General features: G+C 74.9%; 7 protein-coding genes. 3 read left to right on the top strand and 4 right to left on the bottom strand.

Annotation, left to right across the window (positions count from 1 at the left end; genetic code table 11):
• Window positions 1–2: 2 nt before the first annotated feature.
• Window positions 3–2,456, bottom strand: coding sequence for a caspase family protein (locus tag ACLBXP_RS11900; RefSeq protein WP_447667869.1), 2,454 nt, complete (start codon window positions 2,454–2,456; stop codon window positions 3–5).
• A 246-nt stretch (window positions 2,457–2,702) separates the two neighbouring features.
• On the opposite strand from ACLBXP_RS11900, the gene ACLBXP_RS11895 reads away from it, so the two are divergent.
• Window positions 2,703–3,950: a metallophosphoesterase family protein gene (locus ACLBXP_RS11895; protein ID WP_447667868.1), complete on the top strand. Its 1,248-nt coding sequence runs from the start codon at window positions 2,703–2,705 to the stop codon at window positions 3,948–3,950.
• 9 nt (window positions 3,951–3,959) lie between these two features.
• Window positions 3,960–7,409, top strand: coding sequence for an AAA family ATPase (locus ACLBXP_RS11890; protein ID WP_447667867.1), 3,450 nt, complete (start codon window positions 3,960–3,962; stop codon window positions 7,407–7,409).
• A gap of 31 nt (window positions 7,410–7,440) precedes the next feature.
• Here the strand turns inward: ACLBXP_RS11890 and ACLBXP_RS11885 are convergent, their stop codons facing one another.
• The 3 genes from ACLBXP_RS11885 to ACLBXP_RS11875 form a co-directional block, all read right to left on the bottom strand.
• Window positions 7,441–10,611, bottom strand: a complete 3,171-nt coding sequence (locus ACLBXP_RS11885) for a PAS domain-containing protein (protein ID WP_447667866.1) — start codon at window positions 10,609–10,611, stop codon at window positions 7,441–7,443.
• 121 nt (window positions 10,612–10,732) lie between these two features.
• Window positions 10,733–12,235 (bottom strand): carboxypeptidase M32, encoded by a 1,503-nt coding sequence (locus tag ACLBXP_RS11880; RefSeq protein WP_447667865.1) that lies wholly within the window; start codon window positions 12,233–12,235, stop codon window positions 10,733–10,735.
• Between the two features lie 207 nt (window positions 12,236–12,442).
• Window positions 12,443–13,174, bottom strand: a complete 732-nt coding sequence (locus ACLBXP_RS11875) for a GntR family transcriptional regulator (RefSeq protein WP_447667864.1) — start codon at window positions 13,172–13,174, stop codon at window positions 12,443–12,445.
• Window positions 13,175–13,424: 250 nt separating this feature from the next.
• On the opposite strand from ACLBXP_RS11875, the gene ACLBXP_RS11870 reads away from it, so the two are divergent.
• The gene (locus tag ACLBXP_RS11870; RefSeq protein WP_447667863.1) at window positions 13,425–14,600 is read left to right on the top strand and encodes a pyridoxal-phosphate-dependent aminotransferase family protein; all 1,176 of its coding nucleotides are present in this window, start codon (window positions 13,425–13,427) and stop codon (window positions 14,598–14,600) included.
• The last annotated feature ends 159 nt before the right edge of the window (window positions 14,601–14,759 follow it).

The following is a 14,759-nucleotide window of genomic DNA, read 5'->3' as shown; positions in this document are numbered from 1 at the left end:
CGTCAGCGGCACGGCACCCCGGGCGGGCAACGATGCGGCCCGCCTCCGCCGCCCCCGCCGTGCTGCGCCGGCGGATGCGGGGCCGCTTGCGGATGCGGGGCCATCATCGGGCGCGGCGCCGCCTGCTGGCGCTGCTGCATCACCATCTGCTGACGCTGCATCATCTGCTGCTGGCGCGCGGCTGCCTGCATCTGCTGCGCGCGCTGGGCCGCCTGCACGGCCTGCTGGGCCTGGATCGCCTGATGCGCCCGCGCGGCCTGGGCCTGGGCCGCCGCGCGCTGCGAGTCCTGGGCGGCGCGCATCTGCGCGGCGCGGGCGGCCTGCGCCTCCCGGGCTCCGCGGGCCTCCTGCGCCGCTCGCGCCTCCTGTGCTCCTCGCGACTCTTGGGCGGCCCGCAGGCGCGGATCCGGGCCGGGCGGCGCCGTAGCCGGGCGGGCGAGAGGCTGCGCGCCCGCGCCGGGGCGGGCGGCGAGGTTCTGGGGGCCGGGATTCTGAGAGGGGAAGATCTGGGGCGTCAGGCTCCCCCCGGGCACGGACCGCGCGGCCGCCGCCGGAGGCATCCGCCCGATGGTGCGCGGGTCGGCGGGGCGCCCGGCCTGCGGCGGCAGCGGCTGGCCGCCCGCGCCGGGCAGGGGCTGGCCGAGGCCCGCCCGCACGGCGGGTCCACCCGGCACGCCCTGCGAGCCCGAAAGGCCCGGTGCGCCCGGAACGGTCGCCGGGCGGGCGGCCTGCTGCGGCTGCGCGGTCCCCGGAGGCAGCGGGCCGGGGCCCATCCGCATCGGCACCTGCCCGGGACCGGCGACGGCCGGGCCGGGCATGGCCTGCCCGCCGGGGTTCGGGCCAGGGCCAGCCTGGCCGACCGGAATCTGTCCGGGCCCCGCCCTGCGGGCGAGGGAGGGCGGCAGGGCGACCCGGGTCGCGGCGGCCCCGAGGGCGGCGCCCGCCACCGCCCCCGCGGCGAGGCCGGCGGCAGGGGGGACGCCCGCATTGCGCGCGTTGATGGCGTTGATCACCGTGGTGTTGTGGATGTTCTGGTAGATCACGTTCTCGGGCGGCGCGGCCACGTAGGCCGGGGCGCTCACGTAGGCCGGCACCGGCACGAAGGCGGGCGTCGGCAGGGCGTAGAGCGCGACCGGCGGCGGGGGCGGGGTCAGCTCCACGATGTAGGCCGGGGGGGGCGGCAGGAAGACCACGGGCAGGGGCGGGGGCGCCACGAGCCCGTAGACCGGATCGGCGAAATAGACCGCGGGCCGCTCGACGTAGACGATCTCCTCGGGCGGCGGCGGCCCGAACTCGTAGGCGATGGCCGCGTAGCGCGGCGGCGGCTCCAGCGCCGCGGCGAGGGAGGCGAGGCGCCGGCGCGCGTCGTAGGCGTGCGGCCCCCGCGGGTAGCGCCCGAGATAGGACCAGTAGGCGTCCGGCGTGTCCGCCAGGCGGCTGCGCCGCCAGGTCAGCGCCTCGCGCCGGGCCGCGAGGATCGCGCGCACGCGCCGGGCCATCGGGTCGCTCGGATAGGCCGAAACGAAGTCCTGGTAGCCCTGCAGGGTGTCGCGCTCCAGGCAGACCGCGTAAGCGTCCCGCGCGCCGATATCCTTGAGGGGCCTCTCGGCGAGGCGCGCCGCCTCCTCCGGGCGGGCCAGGGGAGGCGCGCCCGCGGCGCGCTCCAGGAACACGAACGGGGCCTCGATCCGCGCGGCATCCCAGGGCACCTCGGCGCCCTTCGTGGCCGCGTCGACGCGCAGGCGCACCCGGTCGAACAGCGCGGCGGGCGCGAGGCCGCCTTCGCGGATCATCTCCACGAGGGCCTGGGCGTAGGCGCCGTAGGGGCCCGTCTCCTCGGGCCCGACCGTGCCGGGCGCGGCGTTGAAGGCGATGAGGCTGCCGGGCTCGGCTTCCGCGAGGGCGAGGCCGCCCGCGAGCGGCTCCTTCGTCCGGAACGGGCTCCGACGGCCGGCATCGAGCACGACGAAGCGCGCCTTGAGGGGCAGGCTCGCGAGCCGCTTCACGTAGTCCGAGACGCGCAGGGCGGCGACGGGCACGTCGGCGGCGCCGGCGATCCGGGCGTCGACGGGCACGAAGTAGTTCTCGCCCTCGACCTGGAGGCCGTAGCCGGCGAGGTAGACGAAGGCCACGGTGTCGGGCCCCGAGGCCGCGGCCTTCTCCACGAAGTCGCGCAGGGCGTGGCGCAGGGCCTCCTCGTCGAGGTCGCGGGCGCCCGCCACGTCGAAGCCCGCGGCCTGAAGGGTCTGCGCGACGAGGCCGGCATCGTTGGCGGTGGTGGCGAGCGCGCCCTCCGGGTAGGCGGCGTTGCCGATGACCAGTGCGATGCGCTTCTCGGCGGGCTCGGCCCGTGACGGGAGCGGCGCCGGCAGCAGCGCGGCGAGCGCCAGCAGCAGGACCGCGGCTCCGCGCGGGAGCCGGACTGAGAGCATCCGGGCCGACAGCATCCGGACCATGGGCGTCCTCCGACCGTGCCTCTTCTGGGGACGCGATGATCGAGCCCGCGCCCGTGAATTTGACCTGAACGTTGATTGAGGCGATCTCACGTTCGCGCGAGAGGGCGCCTGCGCGGGGAGCCAAGGCGTCCGCGCGAGAACGGCACGGCAGGGCGGCGCGGCACACCACATGGCACCCAACATGGGACGAGCGGCCGGGGGACGGAGGAATCCGGGGCCGGTGCCCCGCCGGGCCGGACGGGCGCGATGAGCCGCTTCACCTTCATCCACGCCGCGGATCTGCACCTCGGCAGCCCGCTCACCGGCCTCGCCCTCAAGGATCCCGACATCGCCCGGCGCTTCGCGCAGGCCGGCCGGCGGGCCTTCGAGGATCTCGTGAGCCTCGCCATCGAGCGCGCGGTCGCCTTCCTGATCGTGGCCGGCGACGTCTACGACGGCGACTGGTCTGACAACACGATCGGCCTGTTCTTCGCCCGCCAGGTGGCCCGCCTCGACCGGGCCGGCATCCCGGTGATCCTCGTGCGCGGCAACCACGACGCCGAGAGCGTGATCACCAAGGCGATCACCCTGCCGGGCTCCGTACGCACCTTCCCGACGGCGCGGGCCGACACGCACCGCCTCGACGCGCTCCGCGTGGCGCTGCACGGGCGCAGCTTCCCGAACCGGGCGGTGGAGGAGAACTACGCCCTGGCCTACCCGCCCGCGGTGCCGGGCTGGTTCAACATCGGCGTCCTGCATACCTCCTGCACGGGGCACGCCGCGCACGCGACCTACGCGCCCTGCACGGTCGCCGACCTCGCGGGGCGCGGCTACGAGTACTGGGCGCTCGGGCACGTCCACGACTACGCCGAGCTGTCCCGGGATCCCTGGATCCTGTTCCCCGGCAACCTGCAGGGGCGCAGCATCCGCGAGTTTGGGGCGAAGGGCGCCGTCGCGGTCAGCGTGGCGGACGGCCGGGTCGCGGGGGTCGAGCGGCTGATCGTCGACCACGCCCGCTTCCACCTCGTGCCGGTCGATCTCTCCGGCGTTCAGACCGAGCAGGCGGCGATCGAGGCCGCGGAGGCGGCGCTGCGGCCCCTGCGGCACGAGGCCGAGGGGCGGCTCGCGGCGGTGCGGGTGCGCCTCCACGGGGAGACCCCCGCCCATGACCGGATCGCGGCCGACCGGAGCGCCATCACGGCCGAGATCCAGGCCGCCGCCCACCGCGTGCACGAGGACATCTGGCTGGAGCGCCTGCGCATCGAGACGACGCGCCCCCGCCGCGAGCCCGGCGGGGTGCAGGCCGGCACGGCCGCGATCGACCCGGCGACGCTCCTCGCCACCATCGACCGGGACCCCGAGTTCCGCGAGCGGGCCCGCGCGGCACTCGCCGAGATCACGGCCAAGATGCCCGGCGGCCTCGGTTCGGAAGCCGACCTCGCGGGTGACCTCGACGCCCTCTGCGCCGAGGCCGAGGCGGTGATCCTCGGACGCCTCGGCGGACGGAGCTGCTAGAGCCCGGACATGCGTCTCCTCAGCCTGAACCTCGAGCGCTACGGCGCCTTCACGGACCGCGTCGTCGCCTTCCGGGCGGAGGCGCGGCTGCACGTCGTGCTCGGCCCGAACGAGGCCGGCAAGAGCTCGGCGCTCGCCGCCGTCACGGACCTCCTGTTCGGCATCGAGGCGCGCACCCGCTACGCCTTCCGGCACGACATGCCCCTGATGCGGATCGGCGCCGAGATCGCCGCCGCGGACGGGCGCCGCCTCGCCGTGCGCCGCCGCAAAGGACTGCGCAACACCCTCGTCGACGCGGCCGACGCGCCGCTGCCTGAGGACGCGCTCGCGCCCTTCCTCGGCGGTCTGACCCGGGACGTCTTCTGCCGGGCCTTCGGCCTCGACGCCCGGGCGCTCCGGGCCGGCGGCGAGGAGATGATGGACGCGAGCGGCGAGGTCGGCGCGAGCCTGCTCGCCGCCTCCTCGGGCCTGCGAGGCTACACCGGCCTGCAGCGAGACCTGGAGACCGAGGCCGCGGACATCTTCATGCCCCGCGCCGCCCAGCACCGGACCTTCTACCAGGCGCTCGGCCGCTACGACGAGGCCCGCAAGGCGATCCGCCAGGGCGAGCTGCGGGCGGGCGACTGGCGCGACCTCAACGAGGAGATCGAGGAGGCGGGCCGGCGCCTCGACGCGATCCGCGCCGAGCGCGGCCGCATCGCCCGCGAGCGCACGCGCCTGGAGCGCCTGAAGCGCGTGGCCCCACTCATCGCCGCGATCGACGCGGCGCGGGAGCGGGCCGAGGCCGATGCCGGGCTGATCGAGGCCGGGGCCGGCGCGCTCGCGCGCCTCGGCGGGGGCCTCGCGGACCTGGAGGCCGCCGCTGCGGAGGCCGCGCAGGCGCGCGCCGCCCTCGCGGAGGCCGAGCGCGAGCTCGCCGCGGTCCCGGCCGCGGACGGCCTCGCGGCGGCGGCGGACGCGATCCTCGACGCCTTCCGGGGCATCGACCGGTTCGAGAAGGACGGCACCGACCTGCAGCGCATCCAGGGGGCAGCCGAGGCCTCGGCGGTCGAGCTCGCCCACCTCGCCCGGCGCGTCGGGCTCGCCGACGCGGACGCCCTGCGGGACCGGTTGCCCTCGGACGCTGCCCGCACCCGCATCGAGGCCCTGATCCGCCGGGGCCGCGAGGCAGAGGCCGCCCGCGCCCGCCTCGTGCGGGACCGGGCAGCGCGGGCCGAGGAGCGGGCGCGCCTCGCCGCGAGCCAGGGCGAGGGGCCGCCCATCGATCCCGGGCCGCTGCGCCGCGACCTCCAGAGCTTCTTGGGGCTGCGGGCCGAGATCCTCCGGAGCGAAGGACTCGACGCGGCCTTGAGGCGCGCGACGACGCTCCTCGCGCTCCAGGGGGCGCGCCTCTCGCCCCCCGTCGCCGACATGGCCGCGCTGATGCGCACGGGCCTGCCGAGTGTCGGCGCCATCCAGCGCTTCCGGCAGCGGGCGGAGGGCCTGGAGCGCGAGCGCGTCCGCGCCGCCGACCGGCGGGAGGCGGCCCGCCGGGCGGTGGCCGACCGCGAGGACGGGCTGCGCCGGCGCGAGGCCGGCCGGCCGATCCCGACGAGGGCCGAGCTCGACGCCCTGCGGGTCGCCCGCGACGGCCTGATTGCCCGCCTGGGCGCCCGCGAGGCCGCCGACGTTCCCGCGCTCGCGCGGGCCGTCGCGGCGGCGGACCAAGCGGCCGACGCGCTCGTGGCCGACGCGGCCCGGGCGGCCGAGCAGGCCGCCGACCTGCAGCGCCTCGCGGTGGAGCGCGCCGCCGCCGAAGCCGTGGAAGCTGCCCTCGCCGATATCGTCGCGGAGGGCGAGGCCGCCGACGAGGCGTGGCGCGGGGCCTGGGCGCCGGCCGGCATCGACCCCCACCCGCCGGGCGAGATGGCCGCCTGGCGGACCGAGGTGGAGGCCCTCGTCGAGAGCGGCGAGGGGCTGGAGACGCAGCGCATCGAGCACGCCCACGCGAGCGCCCGCATCGAGGCGGCCCGGGCGCCCCTGGCCGAGCTCGGCCTTCGCGCCGGCCTCACCGACCTGCCGGGCCTCGACGCGGCGCGGCTCCTCGAACGGCTGGAGGAGCACCTCGCCGACCTCACGGCGCGCTGGGAGCGGGCGCGCGAGGTGCGCCTGCGCCTGCGCGCGGCCGACGAGGAGATCGCCCGGCTCGATGCCGGGCTTGCCGAGGCGGCCGGCGAGGCCGCGCGCTGGGGGGAGGCGTGGCAGGCGGGTCTCCGCGCCTTCGGGCTCGACGGCGTCGCCGGGCTGGAAGAGGCGGAGGCCGCCCTCGACGCCTGGCGCATGGTCCCCGCGTCCTTACGCGAGCGCGAGGACCGCCTCGGGCGCGTGGCGGGCATGCGGCGGGACATGGAGGCCTATCGGGACGCCGTGGCGACCTTGTGCGCGGCGCACGCGCCGGAGCTCGCCGACCTCGCCCCCGGCGCGGCCATGAAGGCGCTGCACGTCCGCCTGCAGGCGGCGCTGGGCCACGAGACCCGCCGCGCCGAGCTGGTGCGCCGGCGCGACGCTGCCGCGCGCCGCCACGCGTCCGCGGCGCAGGCCTCCGCGGAGGCCGAGGCGGCGCTTGCCGAGCGCCTCGCCGAGCTGTGCCCCGGGGCAGCGCCGGACCCGGCCGTCGCCCGGGCGCTGCACGGGCGCCTCAGTGCCCGCGCGGCCCTGCGGGCGGAGCTTGCCGAGCGCCGCTCGGAACTCGCCCGCGCCGCGGACGGCCTCGCCGAGGACGCCCTGCGGGCCGAACTCGCCGAGACCTCCGCGGAGGCGATCGAGGCGGTCCTGAGCGGCTTCGTCCTGGAGGAGGAGGACCTCGACCAGCGCGGCAAGGTCGCGTTCGCGGATCGCGACCGGGGCGAGCGCCGCCGCGTGGAGCTTGAGGGCGGGACCGGGGCGGAGCTGGCGCTCGCCCAACGCAAGGCGGCGGAGGCCGAGCTGCAGGGCACCGCGCGGCAATGGGCGGTGCTGCGGCTCGCCGGTCTCCTCCTCGGCTCGGCGGTCGCGCGTCACCGGGCCGGCCAGCAGGACCCGCTGCTGACCCGCGCGGGCGGCCTGTTCGCCGGGCTGACCGGGGGCGCCTTCGCGGGGCTGGCGCAGGATTACGACGAGGCGGACGCGGCGCGGATCGCGGGTCGGCGCGCCTCGGGCGAACTCGTGCCGGTGACGGGCCTCAGCGAGGGCACGCGGGACCAGCTCTACCTGGCGCTTCGCCTCGCCTACCTGGAGGACTACGCCGGCCGGGCGGAGCCGGCCCCCTTCGTCGGCGACGACCTCTTTCTCACCTTCGATGACGCCCGCACCGCCCACGGCCTCGAGGCGCTCGCGGCGGTGGGCGAGCGCCTGCAGCCGATTCTCTTCACCCACCACGCCCACGTCGCCGAGATCGCCCGGGCACGCCTCGGCGACGCGGTGGACGTGGTGAATCTGTAGGAGGAATCAGGGGGCCGCTCCCGGCCCGGGCCTACCCGGCTCCGCCCACGAGCCTCGCGACGACGCCGACGATCTCACCCAGCTGAACCGGCTTCTGGAGCCGCTCGACGCTCTCGAACTCGGGCGGGATCACCTCCAGATCGTAGCCGGTGGTGAACAAGAACGGGATGCCCCTGTCCTTGAGCGTCGCGGCGAGCTTGAAGGAGGGTCCCCGCCCGAGGTTGATGTCCACCACGGCCGCGTCGGGGCGCTGCTGTTCCAGCGCGTCGTGGGCCGCCTCCTCGCTCGGGTACGGTCCCAGGATCTCGGCGCCGGCACCGCGCAGGGCACGGGCCGCATCCTTGGCGAGGTAGAAGTCGTCCTCGATCACGAGCACGCGCCGGCCGCTCAGATCGAACTCACCCGCCATGTCGAGTGCCCCTCCGAAGACCGTCGCCCGCTGGGGTGCGTCCGTTTCCAGGATGCTGTCGCCATCCTCCAGGGGAAACTCCAGGCGGCAGCGGGCCCCGCCGGGCTCGATGACAACCTTGCCGTGGCCGCCGAGTTCGTAGGGAACGCGCTCCTCGATCAGCTCGCTGCCGAAGCCGCGCCGCGGCGGCACGGGCGGGTCGGCCCGAGGCGCCCCGTCCTCCGTCCAGTCGAAGCCGAGCCAGGTCGCTCCGCGCCGCTCGAACGTCGCCCAGCGCACCGTGACACGCCCGTGCGGTGCGGCGAGCGCGCCGAATTTCAGGGCGTTGGTCGTCAGTTCGTGGACGGCGAGCGTCAGCACCTCGGCGGCCTTCGGCGAGAGGACGAGGTCGGGTCCATCGACGCGGTACTGGCTCTCGTGCCGCGCCTTGGCGCTGAGTTCGTCTCGCACGACCTCCGTGACGCCGACGCCGACATTCGCCGCACGGGTCAGCAGCGCCTGGACCCGGGCGAGCGTCATCAGGCGTCCCACCAGCCTCTGCGCGTAGTCCGGCACGGTCTCGGCCCGTTCGGCCGTGCTCTCCGTGATGGCGCGGATGACAGCCATGATGTTGCGGACCCGGTGCTGCAACTCGGCGAGCAGCACGCCCGCATGCTCGGTGGCGAGCCTCGCCTCTGTCACGTCCTGTGCGATGCCGCCGATGCGCTGCACGCGGCCGTGCGGGTCGTGCAACGGAAAGTCCGTGTTCCTGATCCAGCGGAACGCGCCGTCCGAGGGGCGCTGGATGCGGAACGCGTGCACGACCGCCTCGCCCGTCCGCGCGCGCCGCAGATGCTCCAGGGCCAGATCCCGGTCCTCCGGCACGACGAGGGCGGCCCAGTGCTCCACGCCGCCGAGCAGCGCCTCGGGCGGCACGCCGTAGATCGTCCTTATGGCCGGGCTGACGTACTCCATCGTCAGCGTCTCGCCGTCCCGGATCCAGAGGGCGTCGGCCGAAGAGGCGGCGAACTGGGAGAACCGCTCCTCGCTGTCGCGCAGGGCCGCCTCCGCCCGGGCACGCTCGATGGCCGACCAGATGCGCTCGCCCACCTCGCGCAGGAGTTCGATCTCCTCGGCGCCCCACGCGCGCGGCCACGAGGTGGTGACGCAGAGCGCACCGACCAGCCCGTCCGCCTTGATCAGCGGGGCCCCCGCGCACGCGATGATCCGGAGCGCTGCCAGCGCGGCCCTGTCGGCCTCCGGGATCAGCGCGGAGGTCCGCGTATCGGCCACGACGTGGCACTCGCCCCGGCGCAGGATATCGACCGACCAGGAGAAGCTCGCGACGGGATGCTCGCCGACGAGCGAAGGGGCATCCTCGGAGACGTAGTCCCGCGCCACGGAGGCGATGCCGCGCGCCTCGTCGACCTCGACGTAGTAGGCGCGCTCGACCTGCAGGCGCTCGGCGATCAGGCGGCAGGCCGCGTCCTGGATCGCGACGGCGTCGGCGAGCGAGCGCAGCGCGTCGCTGAGCCTGAGCAGGAACGCCTGCCGCTCCTCGCTCGCGCGCAGCGCCGTCTCCGCGGCCTTGCGGGCGGTCACGTCGCTCGCGGTGCCGAACCACTCGCGGATCTCGCCGGCCTCGTCCAGCAGCGGAACGGCGCGGGACTGGGTCCAGCCCAGGCTGCCGTCCTGGCGCCGCACGCGGTGCTCGAGCTCGAACGTCGCCCGGGTGCGGATCGCCTCCTGGATCACCGCCGTGACCCGCGGCTGGTCGGCCGGGTCGATGTACGCGCCGAGCCAGCTGCCGCTCGGGCTCCGCGTGTCGGTGAGGAAGCCGCGCCCGTTGAGTTCGCGCATCTCGGACCAGTCCGGGCTCATGCGATAGATCGCGTCCGAACTCGCGGTCACGAAGGCCCGCAGCCGCGCCTCGCTCTCCCGCGTCTTCTCCTCGGCGCGCTTGCGCGCCAGGACGTCCATGAACAGGACGGCCACCTGCCGCCGCTCGGGCGCCCCGACGGGGAAGGCGAAGACGTCGTACCAGCGCCCGAGGGCCTCGGCCCGGTCCTCGAAGCGTTCGGGGCGCCCGGTGCGGGCGATCCGACCGTAGGTCTCGAACCAGTGAGCCTCCAAGTCGGGAACGAGGTCACTGACCCGCCGTCCGACAGGATCGACGAGCCCCGTCTGCTGCGCAAAGGCGGCGTTCACACTGAGCAGGCGGTAGTCGACCGGTCGCTGCGCTTCGTCGAACAGAACCTCGATGGTGCAGAAGCCCTCGTCGATGGCGTCGAACAGGTATCGGTACTCGGCCGCGGCCGCGCGCAGCCGCTCCTCGGCGCGCTGACGCATGCCGATCTCTGAGCCGGTCATGTGGACGTAGGCGACCCGCCCGTCCGCCTCGTGCACGGGCGTGAGGAGGGCGTCGAAGACATCGTCCATCGCGCCTTTGTCCCGCGTGTCCAGGGGCTCGCCCGTGACGCGGACCGTCTCGCCTCTGAACGCGCGGGCGTAGTAGGGCGCCACGGTCTCCCACCCGGCCGGGAACGCCTCCGCGAGGGGGCGTCCGAGGGCCTCTGGGTGGCGGTCGCCGTAGAGCGCGGCCGCGGCATCGTTGTAGATCAGCACGCACTCGGGCCCGCAGGCGAGGCTCGACACGAGCGGGCTGGCGAGCACCAGCTCGACCATCAGCCTGAGGCGGTCGGACCATCCCGCGATCGGGCCGAGCGCGGTCGCAGCCCAGTCGAAGCCGCGGATCCGCGCGGCCGCGTCACCGCCGCTACGCGGCCAATCGGGTTCGGCATGTCGCTCCTGCATCGGCGGACGATGCCCGCCGGGCCCCGTCAGGACAACATTTCGCCGGCCTGCCAGGCGTGTATCGACGCCGATCTGGCGAGGGACTTCGGGCTCGATCTGCTGCGGCGAAGCCCCGAGCGGGTCAGGCCGCCTCCGTTCCCAGGTACCGCGCCTCGAGGTGCGCCAGGAACGCCTCCGTTCCGAGCGGCCGGCCGGTGGCGGCCTCGAGCAGTGCATCTGTGCTCATCAGGCTGCCCTGGGCGTGGACGTGGCGGCGCAGCCAGCCGCGCAGGGGCGCGAAGTCGCCGCGGGCGAGGCCCGCCACGAGGTCGGGCTCTGCGGCGCGGGCCGCCCGGAAGAGCTGGGCGGCCGCCAGGGCGCCGAGGGTGTAGGTCGGGAAGTAGCCGAAGCTGCCGCCGGGCCAGTGGATGTCCTGCAGGCAGCCGAGGCTGTCGTTCGGCACGGTGAGGCCGAGGAGCGCGTGGACGCGCTCGTCGAAGGCGCCGGGCAGGTCGGCCACGGCGAGGTCACCCGCGATCATCGCGGTCTCCAGCTCGTAGCGCACGAGGATGTGGGCCGGGTAGGTCGCCTCGTCGGCGTCGACCCGGATGAAGCCCGGCTCAACCCGGGTGTAGAGCGCGTGCAGGTTTCCCGGCGTCCAGGCCGGGCCCTCGCCCCCGAAGGCGTCGCGCAGGAGGGGCGCCAGGTAGGCGCAGAACGCCGCCGAGCGGCAGGCCTGCATCTCGACGATGAGGGACTGGCTCTCGTGCAGGCTCATGCCCCGGGCCTCGCCCACGGGCTGGCGCCGCCACGCCGCGGGCCGGCCCTGCTCGTAGAGGGCGTGGCCGGTCTCGTGCAGCACGCCCATCAGGGCCCGCGTCGCGTCGGCCTCGTCGTAGCGGGTGGTGATGCGCACGTCGTCGGTGGCGCCGCCGCAGAACGGGTGGAGCGAGACGTCGAGGCGCCCGCGGGCGAAGTCGAAGCCCACCGCGCGCATCAGCACGAGGCCGAGGTCGCGCTGGCGCTCCACGGGAAAAGGGCCGGGCAGGGGCAACGGCGCCGGCTCCGCCGCCTGCCGCGCGCGGGCCTCCGCCACGAGGCTCGGCAGGCGGGCGCGAAGCGCGGCGAACAGCGGATCGATGGTGGCCCGCCGCATGCCGGGATCGTAGCCGTCGAGGAGGGCGTCGTAGGCCGTGAGCCCGAGCGCCGCACCCTTGGCGGCGCCGATCTCGCGCTGCAGGCGCAGCACCTCGGCGAGGTGAGGCCGCAGGAGCGCGAAGTCGCCGGTGCGGCGCGCCTCGCGCCACGTCATCTCGCTGCGGGAGACCGCCCGGGAACTCGCCTCCACGAGGTCGCCGGGCACCGCCGCGGCGTGGACGAAGCCGCGGCGCATCTCGCGCAGGTTCGCAGCCTCCCAGGGCCCGAGCGCCCCTGCCACGTCCTCGGCGGCCGCCAGCAGGTCCGCGGTTTCCGGACCCGTCAGGATCTCGTGGGCGAGGCCGCGCAGCACCGCGAGCTGGTCGGCCCGCCCGTCCGCCGCCCCGTCCGGCATCAGGGTCTGGGAATCCCAGCCGAGGATACCGGCCGCGCCCCCGAGGGCGTCGAGGCGGCTGAAGCGGGCTTCGAGGGTGCGGTAGGCTTCCATGCGGTCCTCGCGTTCTGTCTCACGCGGCGCAGCATAGCCGGCGCCGGATCGCCGCGCGCCGCAATCCGTCCGAATACCATCGTGGCAGCGACGTCTGTAAATTGAATGCAAAATGTGCGGCCGTCGCCGGTCCTAGTCCGTAGGCAACCGTCGGTTGCCGCGGACGCGGCGAAGCTGACGGCTCGCTGGACGCGTGATCGGGTGTGCTCAATCCTCGCGGTGGGCTGGGTCGGGCGAGGGCTCCGTTTCCTGGTGGGCGGCTGCGCGCTGCTTGTTGCGGAGGTGGCGGAACAGGATGTCGCTCAGCGCGGCGCCGGCCCGCCGGCGCAGGGCGTCCAGGATCTCCTCGTGCTCCCGCATGGCCTCGCCCCAGCGGTCGCGCTGCGCGTCGAGGTTGGCCGAGTAGCGCACGCGCCGCACCTGCCCGGCCAGGATGTCGTAGCTGGCGCGCAGCGTCCTGTTGCCGGCCGCCTCGACGATCTTCTCATGGATGGCCTGGTTGCACCGGAAGTATCCATGCAGGTCGCGCCGAAGGTAGAACACGTACATCTCGTGGTGCAGGCGCTCGATCTCGGCGAACATCGGCTCGGTGATCCGCTCGCAGGCGAGCCGGCCGGCGAGGGCTTCGAGACCGCCCATGACGTCGAAGAGCTCGACGAGCTCCTCGCCCTCGATCTGCCTCACCCGGGCGCCGCGATTGGGCAGCAGGTCGATCAGGCCCTCGGAGGCCAGCACCTTCAGGGCCTCGCGCAGGGGCGTTCGCGAGATCCCGAAGGTCTCGCACAGCTGCCGCTCCGGCACCCGGGCGCCGGCGGGAAGGTTGCCCTCGACGATGAAGTCGCGCAGCCGCTTCAGGACCTCGTCGTACACCGTCTTGCCGGACGCCGGGACGGCGTCCGGCGCCGTGTCCGCCCGGTGTCCGTTCAGGTGTCCGGGCATGGGCTGATCGGTGTCCGGCGGGCTCGGTGACGTCCTCATGGAGCGTTTGTAGCACCTCGCTCCCCGCTAGGCGACGCGCCGGGATGCGGATGCGCGGCGGGCAGACGCTCCGATCGAATGCATACGGTCTGCGCTCGATGTCCGGTCGGGACGGATCCACGCCTTGCATCCTCTAAAAATGAATGCAAAATTATGAATGACAGAACAGATTCGGGGCGATCCTGCGCTCCCGAGTTGACGGGAGAACGCCATGACCTCGCGCACCGGGCGCCATTTCCTCCAGATTCCGGGCCCGAGCCCGGTCCCCGAGCGCGTGCTGCGCGCCATGGACATGCCGGTGATCGATCACCGCGGGCCGGAGTTCGGGCGGCTCGGCCGCGAGGTCCTCGACGGGGCCCGCAAGGTCTTCCAGACCGAGGGACCCGTCGTGATCTTCCCGTCCTCCGGGACGGGGGCGTGGGAGGCGACCATCGTCAACACGCTCTCGGCGGGCGACAAGGTCCTGATGTTCGAGACGGGCCACTTCGCCACCCTGTGGCGGCAGATGGCGGCGCGCTGGGGCATCGAGGTCGAGTTCGTGCCGGGCGACTGGCGTCGCGGCGTCGATCCCGAGATCGTCGAAGCCAAGCTCGCCGAGGATCGCGCACGCGCGATCAAGGCCGTCATGGTCGTGCACAACGAGACCTCCACGGGGGTGACGAGCCGGGTCGGGGCGATCCGGCGCGCGATCGACCGGGCCGGCCACCCGGCGCTCCTCCTCGTCGACACGATCTCCTCGCTCGGCTCCGCGGACTTCCGGCACGACGAGTGGGGCGTCGACGTGACGGTGAGCTGCTCGCAGAAGGGGCTGATGCTCCCGCCGGGCCTCGGCTTCACCGCCATCTCCGAGAAGGCGCTCGCCGCGTCCCGGTCGAACACGCTGCCCCGGTCCTACTGGGACTGGGCGGAGATGCTGAAGCCGAACGCCAACGGGTTCTTCCCCTACACGCCCGCCACCAACCTGCTCTACGGCCTGCGCGAGGCCATCGCGATGCTGCTGGAGGAGGGCCTGCCGGAGGTCTTCGCGCGCCACCAGCGGCTCGCCGCCGCGACCCGCGCCGCGGTGCAGGGCTGGGGCCTCGAAGTGCTCTGCCAGGAGCCCGAGGAACATTCGCCGGTGCTCACCGCGGTCCTCATGCCGGAGGGCCACGATGCCGACGCCTTCCGCAAGGTCGTACTCGACCGGTTCGACATGTCGCTGGGCGCCGGCCTGAGCAAGCTGGCCGGCAAGGTCTTCCGCATCGGCCATCTCGGCGAGACCAACGCGCTGACGCTGATGGGCGCCCTGTCGGGCGTCGAGATGGGTCTCGCGGCCGCCGGCGTGCCGCACCAGGGCGGCGGCGTCGTCGCGGCCATGCACAAGCTCCGCAAGCCCCTCGACCGCTGAGGTCGGGCGCCGCCGGCCTGCAGGCCTCACAGCTTCGCGGTCCGCCCCCGGCGGCGGGCCGCCGCACCCCACGCCCGACCCGAGCCGGTCCGGCGGATGCCCACCGCCGGGCCAACCGGCGGCTCCAGCGACCGAGCCCGGCAGACAAGACCGGGCCAT

The organism is Methylobacterium sp. A54F, from assembly GCF_053346035.1.
The sequence above is the reverse complement of the archived record's forward strand: the minus strand, read 5'-3'. Positions and strand labels throughout refer to the sequence as shown.

Coding starts and splice junctions, on each gene's coding strand:
- ACLBXP_RS11900 (WP_447667869.1), bottom strand. CDS start 2,456: ATGGTCCGGATGCTGTCGGCCCGGATGCTCTCAGTCCGGCTCCCGCGC.
- ACLBXP_RS11895 (WP_447667868.1), top strand. CDS start 2,703: ATGAGCCGCTTCACCTTCATCCACGCCGCGGATCTGCACCTCGGCAGC.
- ACLBXP_RS11890 (WP_447667867.1), top strand. CDS start 3,960: ATGCGTCTCCTCAGCCTGAACCTCGAGCGCTACGGCGCCTTCACGGAC.
- ACLBXP_RS11885 (WP_447667866.1), bottom strand. CDS start 10,611: ATGCAGGAGCGACATGCCGAACCCGATTGGCCGCGTAGCGGCGGTGAC.
- ACLBXP_RS11880 (WP_447667865.1), bottom strand. CDS start 12,235: ATGGAAGCCTACCGCACCCTCGAAGCCCGCTTCAGCCGCCTCGACGCC.
- ACLBXP_RS11875 (WP_447667864.1), bottom strand. CDS start 13,174: ATGCCCGGACACCTGAACGGACACCGGGCGGACACGGCGCCGGACGCC.
- ACLBXP_RS11870 (WP_447667863.1), top strand. CDS start 13,425: ATGACCTCGCGCACCGGGCGCCATTTCCTCCAGATTCCGGGCCCGAGC.